Raw genomic sequence first — 22,343 nt, forward strand, 5'->3', positions numbered from 1 at the left:
TGGGCCTCCGGTGTTGGCACCGGATTGCCCAGACGGCGGTGACCGGAGGGGGAGGGATCACCGTCGTCCAGCCGATCCCCGCTCTCGCGAGGACCTGGTTCAGGAGGCCTTGCGCCGTGCGATGCCGACAGCCGTCAGCGATGCGCCGGCGATGAGAGCCGCAGCACCGCCACCGATCAGCCAGGGCGAGACGCTCCCACCCGTCGTGGCGAGTCCGGCGGCAGACGCGCCGGTCGCCTTCTCACCCGTGACCGTCGCCTCCGGGGCGGCTGTTCCCGTCTCGTGTCGCTCGGTCGACGGCTGCGCCGCGGGCGTTCCGGTCGTGACGGTTCCGCCCTCGCAGGAATCGGCGGACACCGTGACGGTCGCCGTGTACGAGCGCGAACCCGTGACCGCGATCGCGTACGTGCCCTCGCCATCCGATGACGGACTGAAGGTGACGGCCAGGCTCCCGTCATCCGCGGCGGTGTCGCCGGACACGGTCGCAGAATCGGCGTCCGTGCCCGAGACCGTCACGCCGACGGTCTCGGACGGCTGGAAGTAGCCGGCGTCGAATGCGACGGTCGACTCTCCACAGGTGTCGATGATCGGATCATCGACACTGGCGCCCGGCGGTTTCGCATACGGATCGGACGCGGCGTTCGCGGCGACGGGTGCAGAAAGCACCAGAGCGCCGACGGCAAGGCTGAGCACAGCCATCTTCTTCAGCATGTTTCTCCCCAGAAAGACATGCGGAATCGCTCCCGGTCACACCCCTGCGTCCGTGAGCGTGGGTCCCTCTCGTCCCCACGACGAGATATCACGAACCCAGTTATTCCCCAGTGCCAGCGACACTACATCATGCCTCGGCGATTGTCACGGGGTGCAGCGGATGTCCTGCCGATCGATGGCGACCTCCCGTACCAGGGGGGTGTGGCTGACCCGCGTGAGGCGATCACCGGCCCCCTCGCCCTGGAACTCCACCGTGATGGTCGTCGACTCGCCGGGGGCGAGGATCACCTCGTGCTGCACCGCGGTGCGGGTGCCGAGCAGTGCTGTCTGCACGCTCTCCTCCGCGCCGTCGCGGTCGATGCGAGAGGCCGTGGCACCCTCGGGCCCGTAGATCGCGATGAGGGTGCGGGTGGAACCCGCCGGCACGCCGTAGGCGCCGTCGGCCGTGACGTACGCGGGCAGCGCGGTGGCGGCATCCGGCGGCGCGTCGTTCGTCCAGGTGACGCGCACCTGTGTGGTCGGCTCACCTCGACAGACGCCCGTGGCCGTGGTGATCTCGGCATCCGCGTAGTAGTCCATCTTCCCGCCGGTCGTATCGTTGATGAGGACGCCGACGTGCGAGCCGGCGTCGCCGTCGCTGGGAAGTATCCCGCCGAGCGTCGTGCTCGCCAGGAACACCTGCTCGTCCTCATGTGCGCTCCAGATGCGGATGCGGTCGTCTCCGGCCGCGTCGGCGAGGGCGCCGAGCAGCTTCTGAGGGTCCGCCGTCGAGAATGCGGCTCCGAGCATCCCGGCCGCCGCCTGCGCGAAGATCTCGTCCTGTGCCGCCGGATCCGGCACGGCCGCGTAGATCTCCGAGAGCAGCAACGAGACGACGTTGTCGCCGTCTGCGGTGAAGGGGCCGACGGCGACCGGGCCCGTGGCGTCGAGCAGATGCGAGGCCAATACTGCGTCGACGGCGATCACGCCATCGACCGCCGTGCCGAAGCGCTCCTGCCATCGAGTGGCGATCAGCGGAGCTGCTTCGGCGAAGTCGGGGATGCTCGTGATGTTCTGCAGATGGCGGCCAGGACCGTCTTCGAAGAGCGCAGTGGTGGATTCGCTCACCGGGAGCGGCGTCTCGAGCGCGGGGAAGTCTCTGGTGGATGCCTGCTGGGCGAGCGTGATCCGCCCACCTTCCGCGTGGATCAGAGCGATCGCGCCGATGATGCCGCCATCCGACCGGGACTCGGCGTTGTTCTGCATCGCGATGACGTAGTTCCGTGGGGCCTCTGCGCCGAGCATGGGCGGCAGCAGACTGGCCGCACCGTGCAGCGAGCCGACGACCGTGGCGGCTTGCGTCACGGCGGTGCGCAGTTCATCGACGGCCTCGGCGAGCGCAGGGAGCGTGGCCTCGGCGTCGATGCGCTGGGCACGTGTCTCTGCGGAGCTGAGAGTGGTCGCGGCATCCGAGAGCGGAGCCTCTGCTGCGGCGAACGGAGTGAGATCGATCGCGCCCGCGGAGAGCCCGAGGCTGGACAGATCGAGGCCGGTCGCGGTCTCGAGCACCGGGGCGAGCGCATCGGAGGCGACATCGTCGGCGATCGCCGAGATCTCGGAGACCGCCCGGAAGTTCGGGCCGATCCAGGGCAGCACCCCGAACGCCTGCCACACCGGGTCGGACGTCAGCGAGTGAGCGGATGCCGCGTGATGCTCGATCTTCTGAGACACGGTCTCCGCCTTCTCGAGGTCGCGGGAGGCGATCGCGGTCTTGAGCTGCGATGCCGAGGTCGCGACCTGCTGGAGGTCGGTGACGGCTCCGATGCCGCGGATCGCGACCCAGCCGACAGCGAGGATCAGCACGGTGATCAGCGTGCCGATGGTCCATCCGAGCCACCGGCGACGTGGGGGAAGGCGCCCGTCGCTCATGCGAGCATTCAAGCACGGGTGAGGCATATCGGCGAGGTGCGCGCGTGCTCGGGGCGGCGTCCGGGTGAGGTGTGCCGTGCCGACTACTCTGTGTGCATGGGAGCTCGTCTGCGTGTCGTACTGGATCAGCAGGTGAATGTCGTCGATCCGGATGTGGCTCTCGCGACGGTCGATCTGACCCGAGGGCTCATCGACACCGCGCCGTCAGGGTGCGCCGTCGAGGCGATCCTCCCTGCGGGCGCATCCGCCGATCTTCCGGGTCTCGCCGAGGAGCGCGTGCTCGGACTCGCGCGGCGTGAGCTCGCCGCATCCTGGCAGCTGGGCATCGCGCCGGGGGTCGGCGGAGGTCTGATCCATTCCGCCTCGCTGATGGCACCCCTGGTGCGCCATGATCGGGTGCACGACAACGACCAGACGACCGCGACGGTGTGGGATCTGCGCGCGTGGGAGTCGCCCGATCTGCTGCCCAAGTCGGTCGTCGCGTGGCAGCGCGCGATGCTGAAGCGAGCCGTGAAGCATGCGGATGCCGTCGTCGTCCCGACGCATGCCGTGGCGGCCAGGCTGGCGGACTCGACCAAGCTGGGGGATCGGATCCGGGTGATCCCCGGGGCGGCACCGCAGGGGTTCGTCGTTCCGCTCGATGCCGTGTCGCGCCGCGCGGCGCTCGCGCCGGCGGGTCGCTACGTCGTGCTCACCGGATCGGAGCGGTCGCTCGTCGAAGGGTTCCGCGCCGCGGCCGCCGCGGATGCGGACGCGCTCGTGCTCGATGCCCCTGAGGGTGCGGAGCCCCGCCTTCTCGATGTGGCAGCTGCCGCCGGACTGCCGGAGTCGCGCGCGCACGTGCGAGGCGCGCTGCCGGTCGAGGATCGTGCGGCCCTGTTCGCCGGTGCATCCGCCCTCATCGCGACGGGTGCGGAGACGGCCTGGCCCTGGCGGGTCATCGAGGCGATGACGCTCGGGGTTCCGGTGGTAGCCGTCGAGAGCGGTGTCCATCGCGATGTGATCGTGGACGGGGGAGCGGTGGTCGGCGTCGACGAGATCGCGGATGCCGTCGTCGACGCGGTGGGAGCAGGGGCACGGCGCCTCAGCGTTCTCGCCGCCGACCGCTCACGGGCGTTCTCGTGGATGAGTTCCGCCGAGCGGGTGTGGGGACTGCACGCGGACCTGTGAGAGGCGCTGCGCCGCCGGGAGCCTTGGTCAGGCGCGCATCAGCGCGACAGCATCCTTGCTGGGGCCATCGAAGCGGAGCTTGCCGTCCTGCAGAAGGACTCCTCGCTCGCAGAGGTCGGACACCATGTCGAGGTCGTGGCTGACGACGACCAGGGTCTTGCCCTGCTGGTGCAGCTCGCGGACTCGCGCGAGACACTTCTGCTGGAAAGGCTCGTCGCCGACCGAGAGGATCTCGTCGATGAGCAGCACGTCGAGCTGGGTGTGGATCGCGACGGAGAACGCGAGACGCAGGAACATCCCCGAGGAGTAGTGCTTGACCTCGGTGTCGATGAACTTCTCGATCTCGCTGAACTCGACGATGGAGTCGAACTGATCCTGTGTCTCCTGCTTCGACATCCCGAGGATGGCCGCGTTGAGGTAGACGTTCTCTCGCCCGGAGAGATCGGGGTGGAATCCCGCTCCGACCTCGATGAGCCCCGCCACGCGCCCTCGGGTCATGACCTTGCCCTCGTCGGGGCGGAGCACGCCGGAGATCATCTTCAGCATCGTCGACTTGCCAGAGCCGTTGAAGCCCAGCAGGGCGACGGATTCGCCCTCGCCGATCTCGAAGGACACGCCGTCGAGCGCTTGGAACTCGGAGGAGAGCGGCTTGCGCCGCATGGCGGCGACGAAGGTCTCCTTGATCGAGTGCGTGTGGCGCAGCTTGAAGTGCTTGTGGACGTCGTCGACGACGATGCGCGGCGTCGACGATTCAGAGGTCCTGGGCAAAACGACCCTCCAGGCGGCGGAAGACGGCCTCGCCGATGACGAGGATGAGGACGGACACAGCGAGCGCGATCAGGGCGTGGACCCATATCGAGGGGAGGGTCTCGCCGTTCGCGGGGTTCAGCGCGTGCCAGATCCCGTAGTGGAACAGCTCGACCGCGACGGTGATCGGGTTCAGCGCATAGAGCTGGAACAGCCAGTCCGGCACCTTGGTCGCGACCATCTGCCACTGGTACATCACGGGCGAAGCCCAGACCGAGATCATCACGATGATCTCGACGAAGCTCTGCGCATCGCGGAACGTCACGTTGATCGCTCCGAAGAGCATTCCGAGCCCGGTGGCCAGCAGCGCGATGATCACGAGGCCCAGTAGGAGGGCTGCCACTCCGACGAGAGTGGGCGTCCATCCGAAGAACAGCGCGATCACGACGACGACGACGATCTGCGGGACGGTGTTGATCGCTGCGACGAACGTGCTGGCGACGGGGAACATCTGCCGGGGGAAGTAGATCTTCTTGATCAACGCCGCGTTGTCGACCAGCGATCGGGTGGCGTTCTGGAAGGACTCGTTGAAGAACGTGACCGCCGTGATCCCCGACAGGAGGTAGATCGGATAGAAGTCGATGCTCTCATTCAGGCGAAGGAAGACGCCGAGAGCGAAGTAGAAGACGAGGAACTGGATCAGCGGCTTGACGTACGACCAGAGCCAGCCGAGCACGGAGCCCCGGTAGCGGATGCCGACCTCTTTGCGGACGATCAGGCTGAGCAGGTAACGACGTCGGAACACGTCGAAGAGACCGTTGGTTCCGCCGGGCTGCGCGAGCCTCTGGTCGGACGGCACCGATGTCTGGGACACGGCGGCTCCTCACCTCTTCCCGGCGCTCTCGGGCGAACGCCTCACCAATCATAGGTTGTCGCCGCTGATGGACCTGTGAAGGTGCGTGAGCAGGTGTGTCGGGGGCCGTTCAGACGCCCACCGGTAGGATCGACGCCGGTGCGCCTCTTCTCGGCCGCCGGACAGAAAGGCGATCGAGAACATGGCGTGGACCGAACTCGGCCTGGCGGTGCTCGGCGTGGCGGGTCTTGTTCTCGTACCCGGATTCGCGATCGCACTGGCTCTCGGCGCCCGTGGACTCACGGCGACCGCGCTCGCGATTCCCGCCGGTGTCACGGCGATCGTGCTGGCGTCACTGGGCGCACCCATGGTGGGCCTGGCATGGGGAGTGGTCCCGGTCGCGATCGTGGCCGCCGTGATCGCGGCAGTCGCGGTGGTCATCCGCCTCATGCCCTGGTACGCGCGAGATGCACTCGTCGCTGTGCCTCGCCTTGGACGGGCGGAGTTCCTCGCGCTGCTGGCTGCGGTCGTCATCGTCACGATTCAACTGCTGACGGTGATCGGGAACCCGGAGAACATCTCTCAGACCTTCGACAACATCTTCCATCTCAATGCGATCCGCTATGTTCTCGACACCGGCTCTGCATCGCCGCTGACGATCGGTGCGATGACGAGTGCGCCCACGGGAGGTCTGCCCTTCTACCCGTCCGGCTGGCACGCGGTGGCGTCTCTCGCCGTTCAGGTGACCAGCGTGTCCATACCCATCGCCTCCAATGCGGTGATGATCTTCTTCGCGGCGTTCGCATGGCCCGTGGTGGGACTCCTTCTCGTCAGGTCGCTTCTCGGAGCGGGCACGATCGTCACCGTGACCGCTCTCGCGGTGGGTGTCGCGATCCCTGCATTCCCCCTGCTCCTCCTCGAGTACGGGGTTCTGTTCCCGTACATGATGTCGCTGACCATGATCGGAGTGCCTCTGGCCATGCTCATCGCGGCGGGGACGAGATCGGGTTGGAAGGATCGCTGGCCTCTGATCGTCGCTGCGCTCGGGTCCATTCCCGCAGTGGCGATCTCCCACCCGGGCGGCTTCGTGGCGTTGCTCGTCTTCTCCACTGTCGTGCTGACCGTCTATTCGGTCCGCTTCCTGTTGTCCGAGCGCAGTGCTCGAGCGAAGGTGGCGGTATCCGCGTCGGGTCTTGTCTACCTCCTGGTGGCGCTGGGGTCGTGGTATTTCCTCCGGCCTGCGGCCGCCGCTCGCACGTGGCTGCAGACGGAGACGGTGGGTCAGGCCGTCGGCGAGGTGCTCACCGCGTCGGTCTGGTTCGCGCCTGTCAATGTCGTGGTGTCGATCCTGTCTCTCGTCGGACTGGTCATAGCGATCCGCAGGCGAACGATCGCTGACTGGGTCGCGATCGGCTTCTTCGTCGCTGCGGCAGGGCTGTATGTCGTCGTATCAGGTCTTCCCTACCTCGAGCTCCGCGACATTCTCACGGGAGCGTGGTACAACAACGCTCCTCGACTTGCGGCTCTTCTCGTCTTCGCGTGGGTGCCGCTCAGCGCCATCGGAGGCTCGCATGCGTGGACTGCTCTCATCGGCATCCTGAACAGGATCGATTCGCGTCTCGCTCGACGAGTGATCGCGGCGGTCGCCGCAGCGGCCGTCCTCGTCGTCGTTCCGCAGTTCGGAACCATGCGGCAGGCCATCGCGAGCGCGAAAGGCTCATATGCCACGACGGACAACTCTCCGCTGCTGACCTCGGATGAAGCGGCTCTCATCGATCGTCTCGATGATGAGGTTCCTGCGGATGCCGTGATCCTCGGAAGTCCGTGGACGGGGACGGCGCTCGCTTATGCCATCGCCGATCGTGATGTCGTCATGCCCCACACTCTGATGGACATCACGCCGGAGATGAGCGTTCTGCTCGATCACCTCGATTCGGCCACGCACGGATCGGCTGAAGTATGCGCGGCGCTTGACGCTCTCGGCGTCGACTACGTCCTGGATTTCGGTACGCAAGAGATCAACGGGGGCGAGCACATCTATCGAGGACTCGACCGACTGGAGTCGTCGGATTCCGTCGAGGAGATCGACGCCGAGGGCGACGCCGTGCTCTACAAGGTCGTGCTGTGCGACTGACCCGCTGTGACCGCCTGAAGGAGGGCGCCGAATGACACTGGAGATCTTCGTTCCTTTCTGGGGGGATCCAGCCCTCCTGTATGAGACGGTGGATTCGGTTCGGGCGCAAGAGGACGAGGACTGGCGCCTCATCGTCATCGACGACTGCTATCCGGACGAGTCCGTGCCGCTCTACTTCGAGTCCCTCGAGGATGAGCGCATCCAGTACGTCCGGAACGAGCGGAATCTCGGCATAACCGAGAACTATCGCGAGGCGATCCGCCGAGCCACGACCTCGCACATCACGATCCTGGGCTGTGATGATCTGCTCCACCCGAACTACGTCGCTGTGGTCAAGCGGGTGATTGCGCGATTCCCCGATGTGGACGTGATCCAGCCCGGTGTGCAGGTCATCGATGAGCATGGGGCCGTTGTTCGCCCGCTCGTCGATCGGGTAAAGCAGGGAATCCTCGCGCCGCGAGGCGGATCCGGAATCGCGCTTCTCGCCGGTGAGACGATGGCGACCAGTCTGATCCGAGGCGATTGGTTGTACTGGCCCTCGCTGACTTTTCGCACCGAGACCCTGCAGCGGATCGATTTCCGCGACGGGCTTCCGATCATTCAGGACCTCGCGCTTCTGATGGACATCGCATTCGATGGCGGCTCACTCGCATACATCCCGGAGCTGTCGTTCTCGTACCGGCGTCATGGCTCCAGCGCTTCGCAGAAGACGCTCCTCGATGGCCGCCGGTTCCGCGATGAGCGGGCATACTTCGCTATCGCACGCGAATTGGCTTCCTCGAAGCAGTGGCGACGCACCCGCCGCGCTGCGCGTGCTCGCGTGATGTCCCGATTGCATGCGATCACTGAGATCCCTGGCGTGCTCAGGCACGGAAATCGCGCTGGGCTAGAATCGACGCTGGCACACATCTTCGCCATCTGAGCTCTATGCGCACCGAGGATGGTGTCGCCGACCACTCGTAGGAGGCTTCTTCATGTCCGAGCACGTGCTCATCACCGGCGGCGCCGGCTTCATCGGAACGCGACTGGCAGCCCGGTTCGCAGCCGACGGACACCGCGTGACAGTGCTCGATTCGCTGATCCCTCAGGTGCATGGTGCAGAGCCCGAGCGCACTTCGCCGCTATTGAAGTCCCTGGACGGCGTCGCCGAGGTCATCGTCGGCACCGTGACGTCGAAGAATGATCTTCGTCGGGCCCTTGCTGGGGCTTCCATCGTGGTGCACCTCGCTGCGGAGACCGGGACCGGGCAATCGATGTACGAGATCGATCGATACGTCGATGCCAACGTCGGGGGCACGGCCAAGCTGCTCGACCTGCTCGCTAATGAAGATCACGGCGTGCGTCGCGTGCTCATCGCTTCCTCCCGGTCGATCTACGGTGAAGGGGCCTATGAGACCGAGGACGGCAGGCGCGTCTATCCGGGACATCGGGCGGACGCGGACATGGCGGCTGGAGACTTCGACGTCCACCAGGCCGGCGAAGGTGTGCTCCGCCTGATCCCGACTGACGAGACTGCGTTGCTTCATCCCTCGTCGGTCTATGGGATCACGAAGCAGATGCAGGAGTCGCTCATCATGACGGTGGCGCCGACGATCGGCGTCGAGGCGACGTCTGTCCGTTACCAGAACGTCTACGGCCCCGGCCAGTCGCTGAAGAACCCGTACACGGGGATTCTCTCGATCTTCTCCACGCTGATCCGTCAGGGCAAGGAGATCAACATCTTCGAAGACGGTGAAGAGAGCCGCGACTTCGTCTACATCGACGATGTCGTCGAAGCCACGTATCGCGCTGCGACCGACCCGCGCGCGGCGGGAGAGACCTTCAACGTCGGATCAGGCGTTGCGACGACGGTCAACGAAGTGGTTTCCGAGCTCTTCACCGCCTTCGGGCGCGAGGTGCCGACGCGAATCTCCGGGAACTATCGCCTCGGGGACATCCGGCACAATGTCGCCGACACGAGCCGTCTCGCGAAGGTGCTCGATTTCACACCGAGCGTCACGTTCCGTGAGGGCGTCACCGCCTTCGTGGACTGGGTGCTCGCAGAGCCGGTCGAAGAGGACAGCTACCAGCGCTCACTCGACGAGATGAGTCAGCGGAACCTCTTGAAGTGAGCTCATCGTCTGTAGTCGGCGAGACGACTGCGCTCGCACCATCTCGTCGGCGCACGGAGAGCGCGAAGCGCTTGGACATCCAGGGGCTGCGAGCGCTCGCCGTGTGCCTGGTGGTCGTGTTTCATCTTGTGCCGTCGAAGCTCCCTGGCGGTTACATTGGCGTGGACGTGTTCTTCGTCATCAGCGGCTTCCTCATCACTGGTCACATCGTCAAGGAGCTGGAACGAACGGGCAGACTGAACGTCCCCGAGTTCTGGGCGCGTCGGGTGCGCCGTCTTCTGCCGGCCTCTCTTCTTGTGCTTGCGGCATGTCTACTGCTGACGCTCACCGTCATGCCCGGAATCACACAGGCTCAGAATCTGCAGGAGATCGCCTTCGCTTCTGTCTACGTTCTCAACTGGAACCTGGCTTCCGGCGCCGTTGACTATCTCAACGCGACCAATCCGACATCCCTGGTTCAGCACTATTGGTCTCTTTCTGTTGAAGAGCAGTTCTACTTCTTCTGGCCCTTGCTGCTCGCAGCGGCCACCTTCATCGCACTTCGACTGAGGTCGATGAGGTCGAACTCGGTGCCGGGGCCTCGGGCTGTCCCGCTTTCCGCACGTCGAGCGGTCTTCATTGTTCTTGCGATCGTCTTCCTGGGGTCTCTGCTGTTCTCCATCACAGAGACAGCGCGCTCTCAACCTTCCGCGTATTTCATAACGACGACTCGCGCGTGGGAGTTTGCGCTTGGCGGCTTGGTCGCGATGCTGCCCCTGCGTCAGATCTCGGCCCGCTGGCATATGGTCATCAGCTGGATGGCACTGGCATCGATCGTTGTGTGCGCGTTCGCCTTCGGTCCCGCGACCAGCTTTCCTGGGGCGATCGCGCTCATTCCGGTTGCTTCGACCGCGGTGCTGCTCTGGCTCGGCGACTCCCGATCGTGGCTCGCGCCGCAGATAATCAGTCACTCAAGAGTCGTGCAGTTGGTCGGCGATCTCTCGTATTCGATCTACCTCTGGCACTGGCCGCTTGTGATCGTGGCATTCACGATCTTCCCGGAGGCGCCGTTGTGGCTTCAGGCCGCGGGTGTCATCGTCTCCACCGCGATCTTGGCATCCCTGACGGAACGCTGGGTGGAGCGCCCTTTCCGTCGACCCCGCGGTCTGCTTCAACGAAAGGGACCAACGTTCGCAGCGATGCTCGTGGGAATCGGACTGATCCTCGCGGCTGCGTTGCCTACTTCTCTGAGCATTCAGCAAGGAGTCACGCAACAGCAGAGCGAGTTGCAGGAACTCATCCAGGGGGAAGCGGATGGTTGCGTCGGCGCTCAAGCTGTGTATAACAGCTGTCCGGATCCGTATGCATATACAGATTCAGTCGATCCCGTCTTCGCCCAGGGGGACGGTCCCTGGGCATGGTTCGACACGGAGCCGGCGGCTTCCGCATGCGACAGCGTCACCGTGGGGTCATGGGTAGAGCGGTCGTGTGACTTCGCCGGTCCTGAAGAAAGGGTCCTGCTCGTCGGCGACTCGCATGCAGATCACCTCGTGTCCCCCCTACAAGCCGTGAGCGCCGCGAACGGCTGGAATCTGCGAGTGGAGACACGTCAAGCGTGCAACCCGTTCCGACAGGATGCCGATCCTTCCGATGAGAACGCAGTCAGGTGTGTCGAGTGGGGACATGAGGTTCTGGCTAGAGCCTCTGCCGATGCTGACCTCGATACGCTGATAATCAGCTCTCGCGCAGATTCCGGAGACTGGAGCGATCGTGCAGCGCAAGTCTTCTCCTCGATGCGCGACGCAGGAATCTCCGTCATCGTGGTCAACGACATTCCGAACGTCGACGGAAGAAGTGTTGCGTCCGGAGATCTGATCACCGGACCAGCGTGCGTTCTCGCGGCAGGTGAAGTGTATGACGCGTGCTCGTGGCAGGACTCCCTGACCGACCAGTGGATGATCGAATCTGCTGATCAGGCGGAATTGCATGTTGTCGACCTGCGTTCAGTGCTTTGCCCGGAGAGCGTTTGCCATGCGGTGGTTGGAGGCCTCATCGCGTACGCCGACGAGAATCACCTCAGTGGTAGCTATGCGCTCAGCCTGACGGCTTGGCTCAGCCGCGAGTTGTCTCCCCTCGTCTAGCCACTCGCGGGGCATTCAGCGCAGTCGCGATGACAGACGATTTCCCACGGGCCGGCATTCATCGAGCGCACCGTGGTCGATCAGCCGTGTCAGTGAGAGGCGATACGGCGCCGGGCCTCACCGAGAAGACGGACCAGGAGGAATCGCGATCTGAGAGCGGCCATGAGCCCTCTCGGACGTGCACTCGAGGCGTTGTCGTCGTGAACTCGCCTCATCACGGTCGCCCGGTCGAGATGGGCGAGCTGACCGGCAGCGTTGCCGACGGTTGCGATCCAGAGATCATGTGATTCGTCGAGGTATGGAGGGAAGGGGAGCACGAGCTCGAGCGCATCTCTGCGCAATGCCATCGCGCAGCCGAAATAGGGGGCGTCGCCTGCAAGGATGCGTAGCTCATTGCGCCATTTGCGGCCGTCGTCCTCGGTGGAGAGACGCCATGGCCGACCGGTGATCGGCGAGCGCAGGGGCTTCCCGGAGTCGAGGAGCAGCAGATTGCTCGCGACGATCGAGCTTCTTCGAAGAGCGGAGACCATCGCGTCGACCCGTCCGTACGCCCAGATGTCATCCTGATCGCTCAGCATGATCACATCTCGTGCAGCCAGTCTGATGGCCCTCTCGAACGTACGGACGTAGCCGAGATTGGTCTCGTTCCGATGAATGTGGATGCGTGGGTCAGCGAGGGCGGAGAGGAGTTCGTACGTGTCGTCGGAACTCTCGTCGTCGACGACGACGATCTCGTCGTCGACGCGCAACTGACTGAGGATGGACTCGACCTGAGGAATGATGTACTTCGCACCGTTGTACGTCGCCATGCAGACCGAGATCGGTTCGCGAGATCTGACGGGGATCCACTCCGGCTCGGTCTCTGCACTCATCGACAACAGTCTAGCGTCAGCGTTCGCCGGCCCTTGCTGTCGGTATCAGACACCGAGAATGCTCTTCAATGTCGACGCGTTCTTCAGATACGTCGTTTCGAGCAGTCTCGCGCGAGCTCGATCGATCCTCCGCTGCGCGGCTTCGGGTGTGTCCAGAACCTCCAGCGCGTGAGCTGCGAGTGCTTCGGAATCGCCGCGGGGTGAGTACAGGGCGTCTTCGGCCATCGAAGCGCGAACCCCTCCGATGTCCGTTGAGACCACCGCCGCTCCGGACAGAGTGGCTTCAGCAGGGGGAAGATGCCATCCCTCTTCGTCGCTGCCGCACAGATAGACGCGACTGGTCTGATACATCTCTCGCAGTGCCTCTGGTGAGGGGTCCGGCACGTAGTGGATTCTCGGGTCCATCTCCGGCCTGTCCTGCACTGGCCCGAAAGCCCAGACGTCGGTGTTCGGGCGCTTCGCGAGTATGCGCTCGAGAGCGCCGATGACGACGTCAGGCCGCTTGTAGCCGTGCGGAGAGAGCAGCGACAGCACTTTCATTGGCCGATCGACGACCGGGGGGCCAACGGGGAAGGAGTCTGCGACCAGCGCGTTGGGGAGCAGATGAGAATCGAGGCCGAACTCTGCACACTTCTCCGCGAGCCAAGGGGCGATGACGATTCGTTCGTCCACAGCCGACCATGCCTCTGCGATCGCCTCGGGCGAGGCAGCCCATGTCTCGTAATGTTGGATGAGCGCAGCAGAGCGCGCGTGACGCCGGCTAGCCAATCGGCCGGCGAAAGTCATGGTCTGAACGGCAGTGGCGATCACCGCGTCGCCGTTCGACAGTCGGATTCTCGGGAACCAGCCGGTGCTCCGCACGGTGATGTGCGGGTCGAGGTCGAACCACGTGACACCGTTGCGAAGCCATTCGGTCCTTTGACCGCGAAGCCACCAGGCGAGCAGGCTCTTCGCCGCGCGCCGGAAGTGCCGCCGGTGGCCGTCGATGCCGGAGAAGGATTCGGAGTGCCAGACGGTGACGGGGATGCCCAGCTGCACAAGCGCATTGGCGTATTCGTAGGCGACCTTGTAGCCGCCGATCGGTGTCTTGGACGGCGCGAGAAGAAGGATATGCACTGCAGGAATGCCGAGTCGTTCAGAATTCATTGTTCCTCCGACGAACCCGTCGACGTTTCGTGATGCGCAAGTCCCGTGCGCAGGGTGAGATAGACGCAGGCGAGCAGCGTCGCGACCTCACTGATCGCGAAGCCCGCTGCGACGCCGACTATGCCGAAACTCGCGCCGAGCAGCGCCATTGCGAGAACGCCGGCCAATGCGGCGATCAGAGTGAAGACGAAGACCTGTCTCTCTTTGCGCGCCGGGATCAGGATATTCCGGATGAGCGGTGTGGACATCGTGACACCGATGAACGCGATCGCGAAGTAGTGGAAGGCGAGAGGGTCGCCTTGCTTGTCCGCGCCGAACATCCAGCCGCTGAGCGTCGGCCCGAAAACGGCGAGCACCAGCCATCCGATGATCGCGATGACCGCCATGAGCAGAAGAGCGACGACGTTGCGCCTCCGACGGTGATGATCCCGGGCTTCGAGCACCCATCCTTGGAGAGCGTTGCCGGCAGCGCCCACACCCAGGATGCCGTACCTGTAGATCTTGTCATTCGAAGCGAACACCGCTGCTGCGGCCGGCGCCGCCACAATGCCCGCAAGCGGCACAGGAGCGTTCGCATAGAGACTTCCGACCGACTCCGTGCCCCACGCGTGCCTCATGTCCGTGACATCGTCGCGCAGTACCCGAAGACCCGGCCATCCAGGAAGGAGCCTTCCATGAAGCGTCACGTGGAACGCGGCCGTGCCGATGAGGACCGAGAGGCAGAGCAGGAGCCCGTAGTAGACGACGTCACCTGTCAGAAGGACGATTCCCAGCGCTCCCGCGGTCGCTATCGTCCGCGGGAGCACCTCGTACAGCAGGACGAGTCGAGGTGCGGCCACGCCCACGGCATACCAACTGAGGCTGATCCCATTGAGCGCGCTTGCCGTTGCGAATGACGAAGCGACCGCCCATGTCCCCGACGGAGAGATCGCGATCGCCACCACGGCGCTCACGGCGCTCGCGATCACGACGACGACGATCCGGATGTAGAACGAGCGCGCATAGAGGCGTCGTCGCTCGATGTCGCTCTGCGCCATCGCCACGAGCGGGGTGCCGAGAATGTTCCATCCCACGAGGCCGATTGCTGATGCGAACGCCCCCACGCTGAGTCCGACGTTCATCGCGGCCCAATCATCGGTGCTGGCAGCCCTCGCCACGACGGGGAGTGCGATGAGCGGCAGGGCGGATGCAAGGAAGGGAAGGGTGGAGAAACCCAGCAGACGACGCGCGAGGGCGGCCGCAGGTGAGCCCTCGCTGCGGATACGGCCCATCAAGCGAACGCCACGCTGTTGTCTGAGCCGAGCGCGACCGGAAGGTCGAGCTGCGGGCAGGGAGGGCAGGGCATGTGTTCGATCCTATGCGGTCGAGCTGTGCGAATCCCTGCCGGTCGGCACGGCGCAGCGGTGCGGCCGACCTAGACTAGAGAAGGCGGAGTCACGGACGTGGAGCGAGGAATGATGGTCAGCAACCCGGGGCGCGGGACCATCGTGCTCGCAGCCTATGAGCCCAATCCCGAACTTTTCGCTCGGCAGATCTCGTCACTGAGGGCACAGACCGTGAAGGATTGGGAGTGCGTGATCTCCGTGGACGGAGACGATTCGAGTGTCCGCCGTGTCGTCGCTGAGGCGGCAGGCGATGACCCGCGTTTTCGAGTGATCGCCGACGGCACTCGCCTTGGCTTCTATCTCAACTTCGAGCGAGGTCTCGCCGCGGTGGATCCCGCGACGTCGTGGGTGGCTCTCTGCGATCAGGACGACCACTGGTACCCGGACAAGCTGGAGAAGCTGGTTCCTCATCTCGATGACGTCGCGCTCGTCTCCGGTCAAGCAAGGCTGGTCACTCATCCGGGAGAGGTGACGACGGGATTCACCGAGCGCCGCGATCTCGGTGGGATCATGACTGCCCTGAACAACCAGTTCACGGGATCGCTCTGCGTGTTGCGCGGAGATCTCGCGAGGCGGAGCCTCCCGTTCCCGAGGATGTCCACCCGCGCCGCGGCCCACGACCACTGGCTGGCCGTACTCGCGGCCGCTCAGGGCGGTACCCGCATCATCGACGATGTCGTGCAGGACTACGTGCAGCACGATTCGAACGTCTTCGGGGACCCGAGCAGACTCGGTGCAACAGGCGGACTGCGTGCCATCACGGGTGCCATCGAGAACGCCAAGGCCTTCACTCGGAGGTACGAACCCACCGGTTCGCTGCTGTCCATGATGCGAATGTACTTCAAGGTCTACGTCGGATGGCGTCAGCTGATGGCGATGACCCTCGCCTCTCGGGTTCCTGACGCCGATGCGCGGATCGTCTCGGCATTCGGAACCGAGCGTCGGTTCTGGTCGACCTGGCGTCTGCTCCGAGATGCCCGTCGCGCAGGCTACGTGCCCACGCGATTCGTGATCGAGTACCTCGGAAGCTGGATGATGGGTGTGGTGATCGGCGGGCGCCGTTGGCCCGTCACTCAGCCGCCGTCGACCAGGTGAGTCCTGTCGCCTTCGCGTATGTCTCGTCCGGGATCCGCCCGGTCCTTCCACGGAAAGCATCCCGGAAACCTGCCCAGAGGATCGCGCACATTGCTCGCCGTGGCCGTGCGGCGGCGACCATCAGGCCGAAGTAGGCGAGATCCGTGAACAGGTCCCCGAGGATGCGGACAGGGGCGTCGCCGAAGTACTTGCGGGTGAGCAGCATTCGATTTCGCGCACGATAGTAGTAGCGGAACGGCGTGCTCGCCATGGTCGTGATCGTGATCGGGAGGGGGCCGAACGGTCGAAGTCGGACGGTGCGTCCGAGCTCATGATCGATCCTGGTCGGTGCGGCGACGACGCGGCCACCCGATGCGATGACGCGCAACTCGAACTCAGTGTCGACCAGGTCGATGAAGAGCGCCTCATCGAATGCGCCGACATTCTTGAAGGTGTCCGCATCGAGCATCATGCCGGACTGGATCACCCTTCTCGCATCGGAGAACGGGCGATCGGAGACCGCCTGTCGCACGCCGGCGAACTGCTCAGGGACGACGACCAGGTTTCCCCGCGTGCTGACTTGATCGAATGTCTGTCTCAGCTCTTCGATCGTCTCCGTTCCCGGCACGGAGTCCTGGTCGAACGTCACCGCGTACCCTGCACCGTTCGAGAATGCATATCCCAGCCCCGTGTTCAGCGCAGCGGCGATCCCCATGTTCAGGGGTTGACGTAGCAGCTTGGCTCCGGTGTCCTCGATGTCGTCCAGCACCGTCGTAGCCAGCGTAGATCCATCGTCGACGACCACGACCGGAAAATCTGCAAGGACGGCCTTCACCGTTGCGACGAACTCGGCTGAGGGGTTGAAGGTGGTGAAGACCACCGTGACATCAGTCGATGTCGTCATGCTTGTGCTGGTCCGATGTCGAGGACTTTCCAGCCTCGTGACGCAGAGCCGCGATGTCCTGCTCCAGTCGATCCTGCCGCAGTCGACTGATCGCCGCTTCTTCGGCCAGCCTCCGAAGGCGCTCCTCTGTGCGTGTGAGTTCCCATGACAGGTGCAGTGTGACGGCGAGAAGCAGACCGATCGCCAGCGTGAAGATCAGGTTGGCGGGGATCTGGAACCCCAGGGCCGAGGTCAGCCAGGAGAGGGCCTGCGGGAACACGCCGAGCAGCAGCACGGCGAGTCCGACCGCGAGCCACAGCACCGCATACTTCTCGCGGAGTTGTCGGCGCAGCAGCAGAACCGTCACGGAGCCGACGATCACGAGTCCCAGAGCGAGAGCTCCTAGAGAGATCATGCGCGCCCCCTGATCGGACGGCGAACGATCGAGAGCGTGAGCGCGAAGACCGACCGCGCGAGGTAGACGGTCGATCCTGCGAATCCCTGGCTCGGATTTCCCGACATACGAGGGCGCATGGCGACCGGGACCTGGGTGACTCGAAGGCCCGAGTGCACTGCTGCGACGAGGCTGTCGATCGTGTCTCCGAGGTACTCCGCCGGATAGTACGAGACGTACTGATCGATCGCTCGCTCGTTGGCGGCACGAAATCCGCTCGTGACGTCGGTCAGTCGGGTCTTGGCTATGCGTGAGATCACGCTGGCGAGGAACAGCATCGCCCAGCGCCGTGGTCCGCTGGCCTTGTAAGAGCCCACTTCAGCGAACCGAGCCCCGATCGAGATGTCCGCCTCGTCGAGACCGGCGAGTACCCGATGGATGTCCTCGGGATTGTGCTGTCCGTCGGCGTCGACCTGAATCGCCGTGCGGTATCCGTTGCGCTGGGCGTAGGCGTACCCCGCTCGCATCGCACCACCGACTCCCATGTTGTAAGGAAGCGTGAGGACATCGGCGCCGGCGGCCCGCGCCACATCGCCGGTGGCGTCGAGTGAGCCGTCGTCGACCACCAGAACATCTGCATCGGGGATCGCCGTGAGGATCTCGCCGACGGTGGCACCGACGTTGTTCTCCTCGTTCCACGCGGGCACGATGACCAGCAAGCCGTTTGTCCCCGAACACATGTGCTCAAGTCTACGGGAGCCGGTCGCCGAATCCCCTCCGCGCTCCCGCGTCACGGGATCGGCGTGCCCACCGCATAGGCGGAGCGCCACTCCGGGGCGAGCTTCTCCACAGAAGGCCATGAGGGACTGGCGAGCCGGATCAGAGTCGCACTCGACTGGACATGGCGGATCTTCCCTGCTTCGACGTAGAAGATCTCGTCGGTCCCGAAGCTCACGAAGGACTTGTCCGCGAGAAGCGGTGCACCGGTGGTGAACGCCTTTCGTGTGTCCGCCGACCAGGAGAAGAAGTAAAGTGCACGGTTTCCGTTTGCTTCCTGGAGCCGGGCCTGACTCCGGACGTGGCGAAGCTGAGTCCCCGAGATCAGGTACACGGGATCCGAACCAGGCGTCTGCGCGAACAGTGCTTCGTTGATCGATCGTCCTGTCTTCGGCAGCGCAGAGCAAATGGACTCCGGGAGTGACACGATGGGCGCTCCGGCTGGCTTCGTGAGGACACGAGTCACGGCACCGCCATCGACAGCGTAGACAGTGCCTGCGCACTGCAGGAACGGTGCGAGGTCGCCGTTTACTCGGGGATTGGCTGCGAGTGCACCATCGGCCAGTACTTCGGTGCGCTTCACTCCCGCGTCGTAGGCGACACCCCATGTCGGAATGTGAACGATCTCGGGACCGACTCCGGTGAGGTACACGTCCGGCGAGCTCGCCTCTCGGACGAGCGTCCGGGACGGAAGGATGGACGGGCCGTTCGGGATCGCGGCGACGTTCGCCGCTGGCAGCGTGGCGACATAGGAGCGATCTGACACGGGAAGCTCCGACCATGCCTGTGCATTGACGATGTGGCGCTTTGCGCCGTTCTCCCACCGGTAGTAGGGATCGGAGACGTCGTCGGTGAATGACGTTCCGACGTTGGCGCCGGTGGGGAACCGCTTCACGACGCTCGCTGGCAGCGACGTGTAGACGGACATGCTGAACCCGAACCGCGTCACGGCGTCCGCAGAGGTGAAATGGTGCTTCGAGCCGTCCGGCTCAAGCAGGTACATTCCTCCGTCGCTCGAGTCTCTGACGAACCGCGTGGCGACCGTCGCGTTCGGTATCGAGGCGATGTAGCTGGAGGTCACCGTCTGGTACCACCCCAGCTGGGCCATGTACGCGGCGAGATCGGTGCTGCTCGTGATGTGATACTTGCGCGATTCGGCCAGGAGGTAGATCTCGTTGGAGGTCGACGCCTTGATCAGCCGCGTCGCCGGCGCCTGCGTGGACCCGAACCAGTCGGTGAAGTAGTTGTAGAAGTTGCGGTTGCCGTAGGCGGAGCAGCTGTCGCCTGTGCCGTAGCCGGCGCGGAGCGCCGCGGCGTTGGGCTGGTACGGCGTGTAGTAGTAAAGAGCAGCGGTCGAGGCGTTCTCGATGTACACGGGCCCGCGTCCACACGCACTGTTGGGGTTGTACAGGATGTTCCACGTCTTGCCCGGGGCGTAGTACGTGAAGTACCGACCCTCGGTGTAAATGTTCATCTGACGACCTGCGCCGTAGATCTGGTAGAAGAAGCCCGCGAAGTTGGGATCGCACGGCGCGGTGTCCGGGCAGCCCTGCCCGAGCGCCATGGTGTACCGCCAGTCACTCGGCCAGGTGTGCGTGACGAGCCCCTGCTCCTTCTGGAGCATGACGATGAAGACCTGCGGATTGATGCCGCAGGACTGGGCGACCTTGTAGATGATCGTCGCTGCGGATTCGTTGCTGCCGCCCGTGTACCCGTTGCAGTACTGGTCACCGCTGCGGTTCGGCGTGTTCTGTCGGTAGTCCTTGAGGCAGGTGTATCCCGACTGGCAGGTCGAGACCTTGCTGCGGAAGAACGAGTCGATCTGAGCCGCCGACATCGTGCTCGTGTCGGTGAATACGGCATCGGAGATGATGTTTCCGGCGCGGAACTGCGAGAGGTCTGCGGTCTTGACGATGCCGCCGGCCTCGACGGGGGTGCTGGCGGTACGGGCCGAGGTCACCGTGGAGACTGTTGTCGACTCAGCAGTCGCCGGAACGGCGACGAGGACGGATGCCGCGACCAGGAAGGCGGCGACAGCGGCGACGAGCGCGCGCAAGCGGGGTTTGGGGGTGCCGTTCACCTGACCCATTGTGGCGGAAAGCTACAGATGATGCCACTGTGATCGATGTGACGCAAGTCAACGGAGAGGCGCGCCGAAGTACTCAGGGAGTGTGTGGCACGATGTTGGGGTGAAAGGCATCATTCTCGCCGGCGGCTCCGGAACCCGGCTGCACCCGATCACCATCGGCATCTCCAAGCAGCTCATTCCCGTGTACGACAAACCGATGGTCTACTACCCGCTGTCGACATTGATGCTCGCGGGCATCCGCGACATCCTCATCATCACCACACCGCACGATGCGGAGCAGTTCGAGCGTCTGCTCGGCGACGGCTCGCAGTTCGGCGTGAAGCTGACCTTCGCTCAGCAACCGTCTCCCGACGGTCTCGCGCAGGCGTTCGTGATCGGTGCCGACTTCATCGGCGATGACAAGGTGGCACTCGTTCTGGGCGACAACCTGCTCTACGGCCCAGGACTCGGCACGCAGCTCAAGCGCTACACCGACGTCGAGGGGGGAGCGGTCTTCGCATACTGGGTCGCGGAGCCCAACGCCTACGGCGTGGTCGAGTTCGATGCGGAAGGGCGCGCGATCTCCCTCGAGGAGAAGCCCGCCCAGCCCAAGAGCAACTACGCGGTCCCCGGACTCTACTTCTACGACAACGACGTGGTGGAGATCGCTCGGAACCTCGAGCCGAGCGCCCGGGGCGAGTACGAGATCACCGACGTGAACCGTGCCTACCTCGAGCGAGGATCGCTCCAGGTCGAGGTGCTTCCGCGCGGAACCGCATGGCTTGACACCGGGACGTTCGATCAGATGTCGGATGCCGGCGACTACGTGCGCACCATGGAACGTCGCACCGGACTCCGCATCGGCGTGCCGGAGGAGGTCGCCTGGCGACAGGGCTTCCTCACGGACGACGAGCTTCGCGAGCGCGCGGAGAAGCTTGTCAAGTCCGGTTACGGAACCTACCTCCTCGAGACCCTGGAAAGAGGTCGCTGATGTCGAACCTTCTCGTCACCGGTGGCGCAGGCTTCATCGGGTCGAACTTCGTCCACTACGTCGTGGGGAGCACCGACCACACCGTCACCGTGCTCGACGCGCTCACGTATGCGGGCAACCGCGCGTCGCTCGACGGCCTCCCGGAGGATCGAGTGACATTCGTGCACGGTGACATCACGGACGCCGAGCTCGTCGACAGGCTCGTCGCTGACGCCGATGCAGTCGTGCACTACGCGGCGGAGTCGCACAACGACAACTCCCTGCACAGTCCTCGGCCGTTCCTCGACACGAACATCATCGGCACGTACACGCTGCTCGAAGCCGTTCGGAAGCACAGCAGGCGTTTCCACCACATCTCGACGGACGAGGTGTACGGCGACCTCGAGCTCGACGACCCAGAGCGGTTCACGGAGCAGACGCCCTACAACCCGTCGTCGCCGTATTCGTCGACCAAGGCGGGCAGCGACCTGCTCGTGCGGGCATGGGTGCGCTCGTTCGGCGTCCAGGCGACGATCTCGAACTGCTCGAACAACTACGGTCCGTATCAGCACGTCGAGAAGTTCATCCCGCGTCAGATCACGAACGTGATCCGCGGCATCCGTCCCAAGCTCTACGGAGCGGGCGAGAACGTGCGCGATTGGATCCACGCCAACGACCACTCGTCGGCAGTGCTGACCATCCTGGAGAAGGGCCGCATCGGCGAGACCTACCTGATCGGCGCGGACGGCGAGCGGAACAACAAGGAGGTCGTCGAGCTGATCCTCGAGGGGATGGGACAGCCGCGCGACGCCTATGATCACGTGACGGACCGCGCGGGGCACGACCTCCGCTACGCCATCGACTCGACCAAGCTCCGCACGGAGCTCGGCTGGACGCCGCAGTTCGCCGACTTCGAGTCCGGTCTCGCGGACACGATCCGCTGGTACCGCGACAACGAGGCATGGTGGGCTCCGTCGAAGGACTCCACCGAGGCCTTCTACGCGTCGAAGGGACAGTAGG

At 64.6% G+C, this 22,343-nt stretch carries 19 protein-coding genes; 8 read left to right on the forward strand and 11 right to left on the reverse strand.

Features of this window, described 5'->3' with window-relative positions; genetic code table 11:
* Positions 1-99: 99 nt before the first annotated feature.
* Both ACI3KS_RS10665 and ACI3KS_RS10670 read right to left on the reverse strand, forming a co-directional pair.
* Complete coding sequence (locus ACI3KS_RS10665; protein WP_404918037.1) at positions 100-711, reverse strand: hypothetical protein; 612 nt, start codon at positions 709-711, stop codon at positions 100-102.
* Positions 712-855: 144 nt separating this feature from the next.
* Entirely contained in the window at positions 856-2,619 is a 1,764-nt protein-coding gene (locus ACI3KS_RS10670; RefSeq protein WP_404918039.1) for a DUF4012 domain-containing protein, read from the reverse strand.
* 96 nt (positions 2,620-2,715) lie between these two features.
* Between ACI3KS_RS10670 and ACI3KS_RS10675 the strand changes: the two genes are divergently transcribed.
* Entirely contained in the window at positions 2,716-3,789 is a 1,074-nt protein-coding gene (locus ACI3KS_RS10675) for a glycosyltransferase (RefSeq protein WP_404918041.1), read from the forward strand.
* A 27-nt stretch (positions 3,790-3,816) separates the two neighbouring features.
* Here ACI3KS_RS10675 and ACI3KS_RS10680 read toward each other — a convergent pair whose 3' ends face one another.
* Together ACI3KS_RS10680 and ACI3KS_RS10685 are read right to left on the reverse strand one after the other, a co-directional pair.
* Positions 3,817-4,557: an ABC transporter ATP-binding protein gene (locus tag ACI3KS_RS10680; RefSeq protein ID WP_404918043.1), complete on the reverse strand. Its 741-nt coding sequence runs from the start codon at positions 4,555-4,557 to the stop codon at positions 3,817-3,819.
* A complete protein-coding gene (locus ACI3KS_RS10685) occupies positions 4,541-5,410 on the reverse strand; it encodes an ABC transporter permease (protein ID WP_404918045.1) in 870 nt (289 codons plus the stop codon). Before ACI3KS_RS10685 ends, ACI3KS_RS10680 begins: the two co-directional genes overlap by 17 nt.
* 181 nt (positions 5,411-5,591) lie before the next feature.
* On the opposite strand from ACI3KS_RS10685, the gene ACI3KS_RS10690 reads away from it, so the two are divergent.
* The 4 genes from ACI3KS_RS10690 (at position 5,592) to ACI3KS_RS10705 (ending at position 11,754) form a co-directional block, all read left to right on the forward strand.
* Complete coding sequence (locus ACI3KS_RS10690; RefSeq protein ID WP_404918047.1) at positions 5,592-7,523, forward strand: DUF6541 family protein; 1,932 nt, start codon at positions 5,592-5,594, stop codon at positions 7,521-7,523.
* 31 nt (positions 7,524-7,554) lie between these two features.
* Positions 7,555-8,445 (forward strand): glycosyltransferase family 2 protein, encoded by an 891-nt coding sequence (locus tag ACI3KS_RS10695; protein WP_404918049.1) that lies wholly within the window; start codon positions 7,555-7,557, stop codon positions 8,443-8,445.
* Positions 8,446-8,497: 52 nt separating this feature from the next.
* On the forward strand, positions 8,498-9,634 hold the full coding sequence (locus ACI3KS_RS10700; protein WP_404918051.1) for an NAD-dependent epimerase/dehydratase family protein: 1,137 nt from the start codon (positions 8,498-8,500) through the stop codon (positions 9,632-9,634).
* A gap of 71 nt (positions 9,635-9,705) precedes the next feature.
* Entirely contained in the window at positions 9,706-11,754 is a 2,049-nt protein-coding gene (locus ACI3KS_RS10705; protein WP_404918053.1) for an acyltransferase family protein, read from the forward strand.
* Between the two features lie 89 nt (positions 11,755-11,843).
* On the opposite strand, the gene ACI3KS_RS10710 is transcribed toward ACI3KS_RS10705, so the two are convergent.
* The 3 genes from ACI3KS_RS10710 to ACI3KS_RS10720 are packed head-to-tail and all read right to left on the reverse strand — an operon-like array spanning position 11,844 to position 15,043.
* Entirely contained in the window at positions 11,844-12,626 is a 783-nt protein-coding gene (locus ACI3KS_RS10710; RefSeq protein ID WP_404918055.1) for a glycosyltransferase, read from the reverse strand.
* A 45-nt stretch (positions 12,627-12,671) separates the two neighbouring features.
* The gene (locus tag ACI3KS_RS10715; protein ID WP_404918057.1) at positions 12,672-13,772 is read right to left on the reverse strand and encodes a glycosyltransferase family 4 protein; all 1,101 of its coding nucleotides are present in this window, start codon (positions 13,770-13,772) and stop codon (positions 12,672-12,674) included.
* The gene (locus tag ACI3KS_RS10720) at positions 13,769-15,043 is read right to left on the reverse strand and encodes a lipopolysaccharide biosynthesis protein (protein WP_404918059.1); all 1,275 of its coding nucleotides are present in this window, start codon (positions 15,041-15,043) and stop codon (positions 13,769-13,771) included. The genes ACI3KS_RS10715 and ACI3KS_RS10720 overlap by 4 nt, the downstream gene beginning before the upstream one ends.
* Before the next feature lie 186 nt (positions 15,044-15,229).
* Here ACI3KS_RS10720 and ACI3KS_RS10725 point away from each other — a divergent pair, with 186 nt between their 5' ends.
* Positions 15,230-16,252: a glycosyltransferase gene (locus ACI3KS_RS10725; RefSeq protein WP_404918095.1), complete on the forward strand. Its 1,023-nt coding sequence runs from the start codon at positions 15,230-15,232 to the stop codon at positions 16,250-16,252.
* Here ACI3KS_RS10725 and ACI3KS_RS10730 read toward each other — a convergent pair.
* The 4 genes from ACI3KS_RS10730 to ACI3KS_RS10745 are packed head-to-tail and all read right to left on the reverse strand — an operon-like array spanning position 16,227 to position 20,365.
* Entirely contained in the window at positions 16,227-17,135 is a 909-nt protein-coding gene (locus ACI3KS_RS10730; RefSeq protein ID WP_404918061.1) for a glycosyltransferase, read from the reverse strand. The genes ACI3KS_RS10725 and ACI3KS_RS10730 overlap by 26 nt on opposite strands.
* Entirely contained in the window at positions 17,119-17,529 is a 411-nt protein-coding gene (locus ACI3KS_RS10735; protein WP_404918063.1) for a DUF2304 domain-containing protein, read from the reverse strand. The genes ACI3KS_RS10730 and ACI3KS_RS10735 overlap by 17 nt, the downstream gene beginning before the upstream one ends.
* Positions 17,526-18,248 (reverse strand): glycosyltransferase family 2 protein, encoded by a 723-nt coding sequence (locus tag ACI3KS_RS10740; protein WP_404918065.1) that lies wholly within the window; start codon positions 18,246-18,248, stop codon positions 17,526-17,528. Before ACI3KS_RS10740 ends, ACI3KS_RS10735 begins: the two co-directional genes overlap by 4 nt.
* Positions 18,249-18,298: 50 nt before the next feature.
* Positions 18,299-20,365 carry a hypothetical protein gene (locus ACI3KS_RS10745; protein ID WP_404918067.1) on the reverse strand — a complete coding sequence of 689 codons (2,067 nt, stop codon included), beginning with the start codon at positions 20,363-20,365 and terminating at the stop codon, positions 18,299-18,301.
* 109 nt (positions 20,366-20,474) lie between these two features.
* On the opposite strand from ACI3KS_RS10745, the gene rfbA reads away from it, so the two are divergent.
* Positions 20,475-21,344 (forward strand): glucose-1-phosphate thymidylyltransferase RfbA, encoded by an 870-nt coding sequence (gene rfbA / locus ACI3KS_RS10750; RefSeq protein WP_404918069.1) that lies wholly within the window; start codon positions 20,475-20,477, stop codon positions 21,342-21,344.
* Entirely contained in the window at positions 21,344-22,342 is a 999-nt protein-coding gene (gene rfbB, locus ACI3KS_RS10755; protein WP_404918071.1) for a dTDP-glucose 4,6-dehydratase, read from the forward strand. Before rfbA ends, rfbB begins: the two co-directional genes overlap by 1 nt.
* The last annotated feature ends 1 nt before the right edge of the window (position 22,343 follow it).

Origin of the sequence: Microbacterium sp. ZW T5_45, from assembly GCF_044987415.1 — a bacterium.
Classification (GTDB): domain Bacteria; phylum Actinomycetota; class Actinomycetes; order Actinomycetales; family Microbacteriaceae; genus Microbacterium.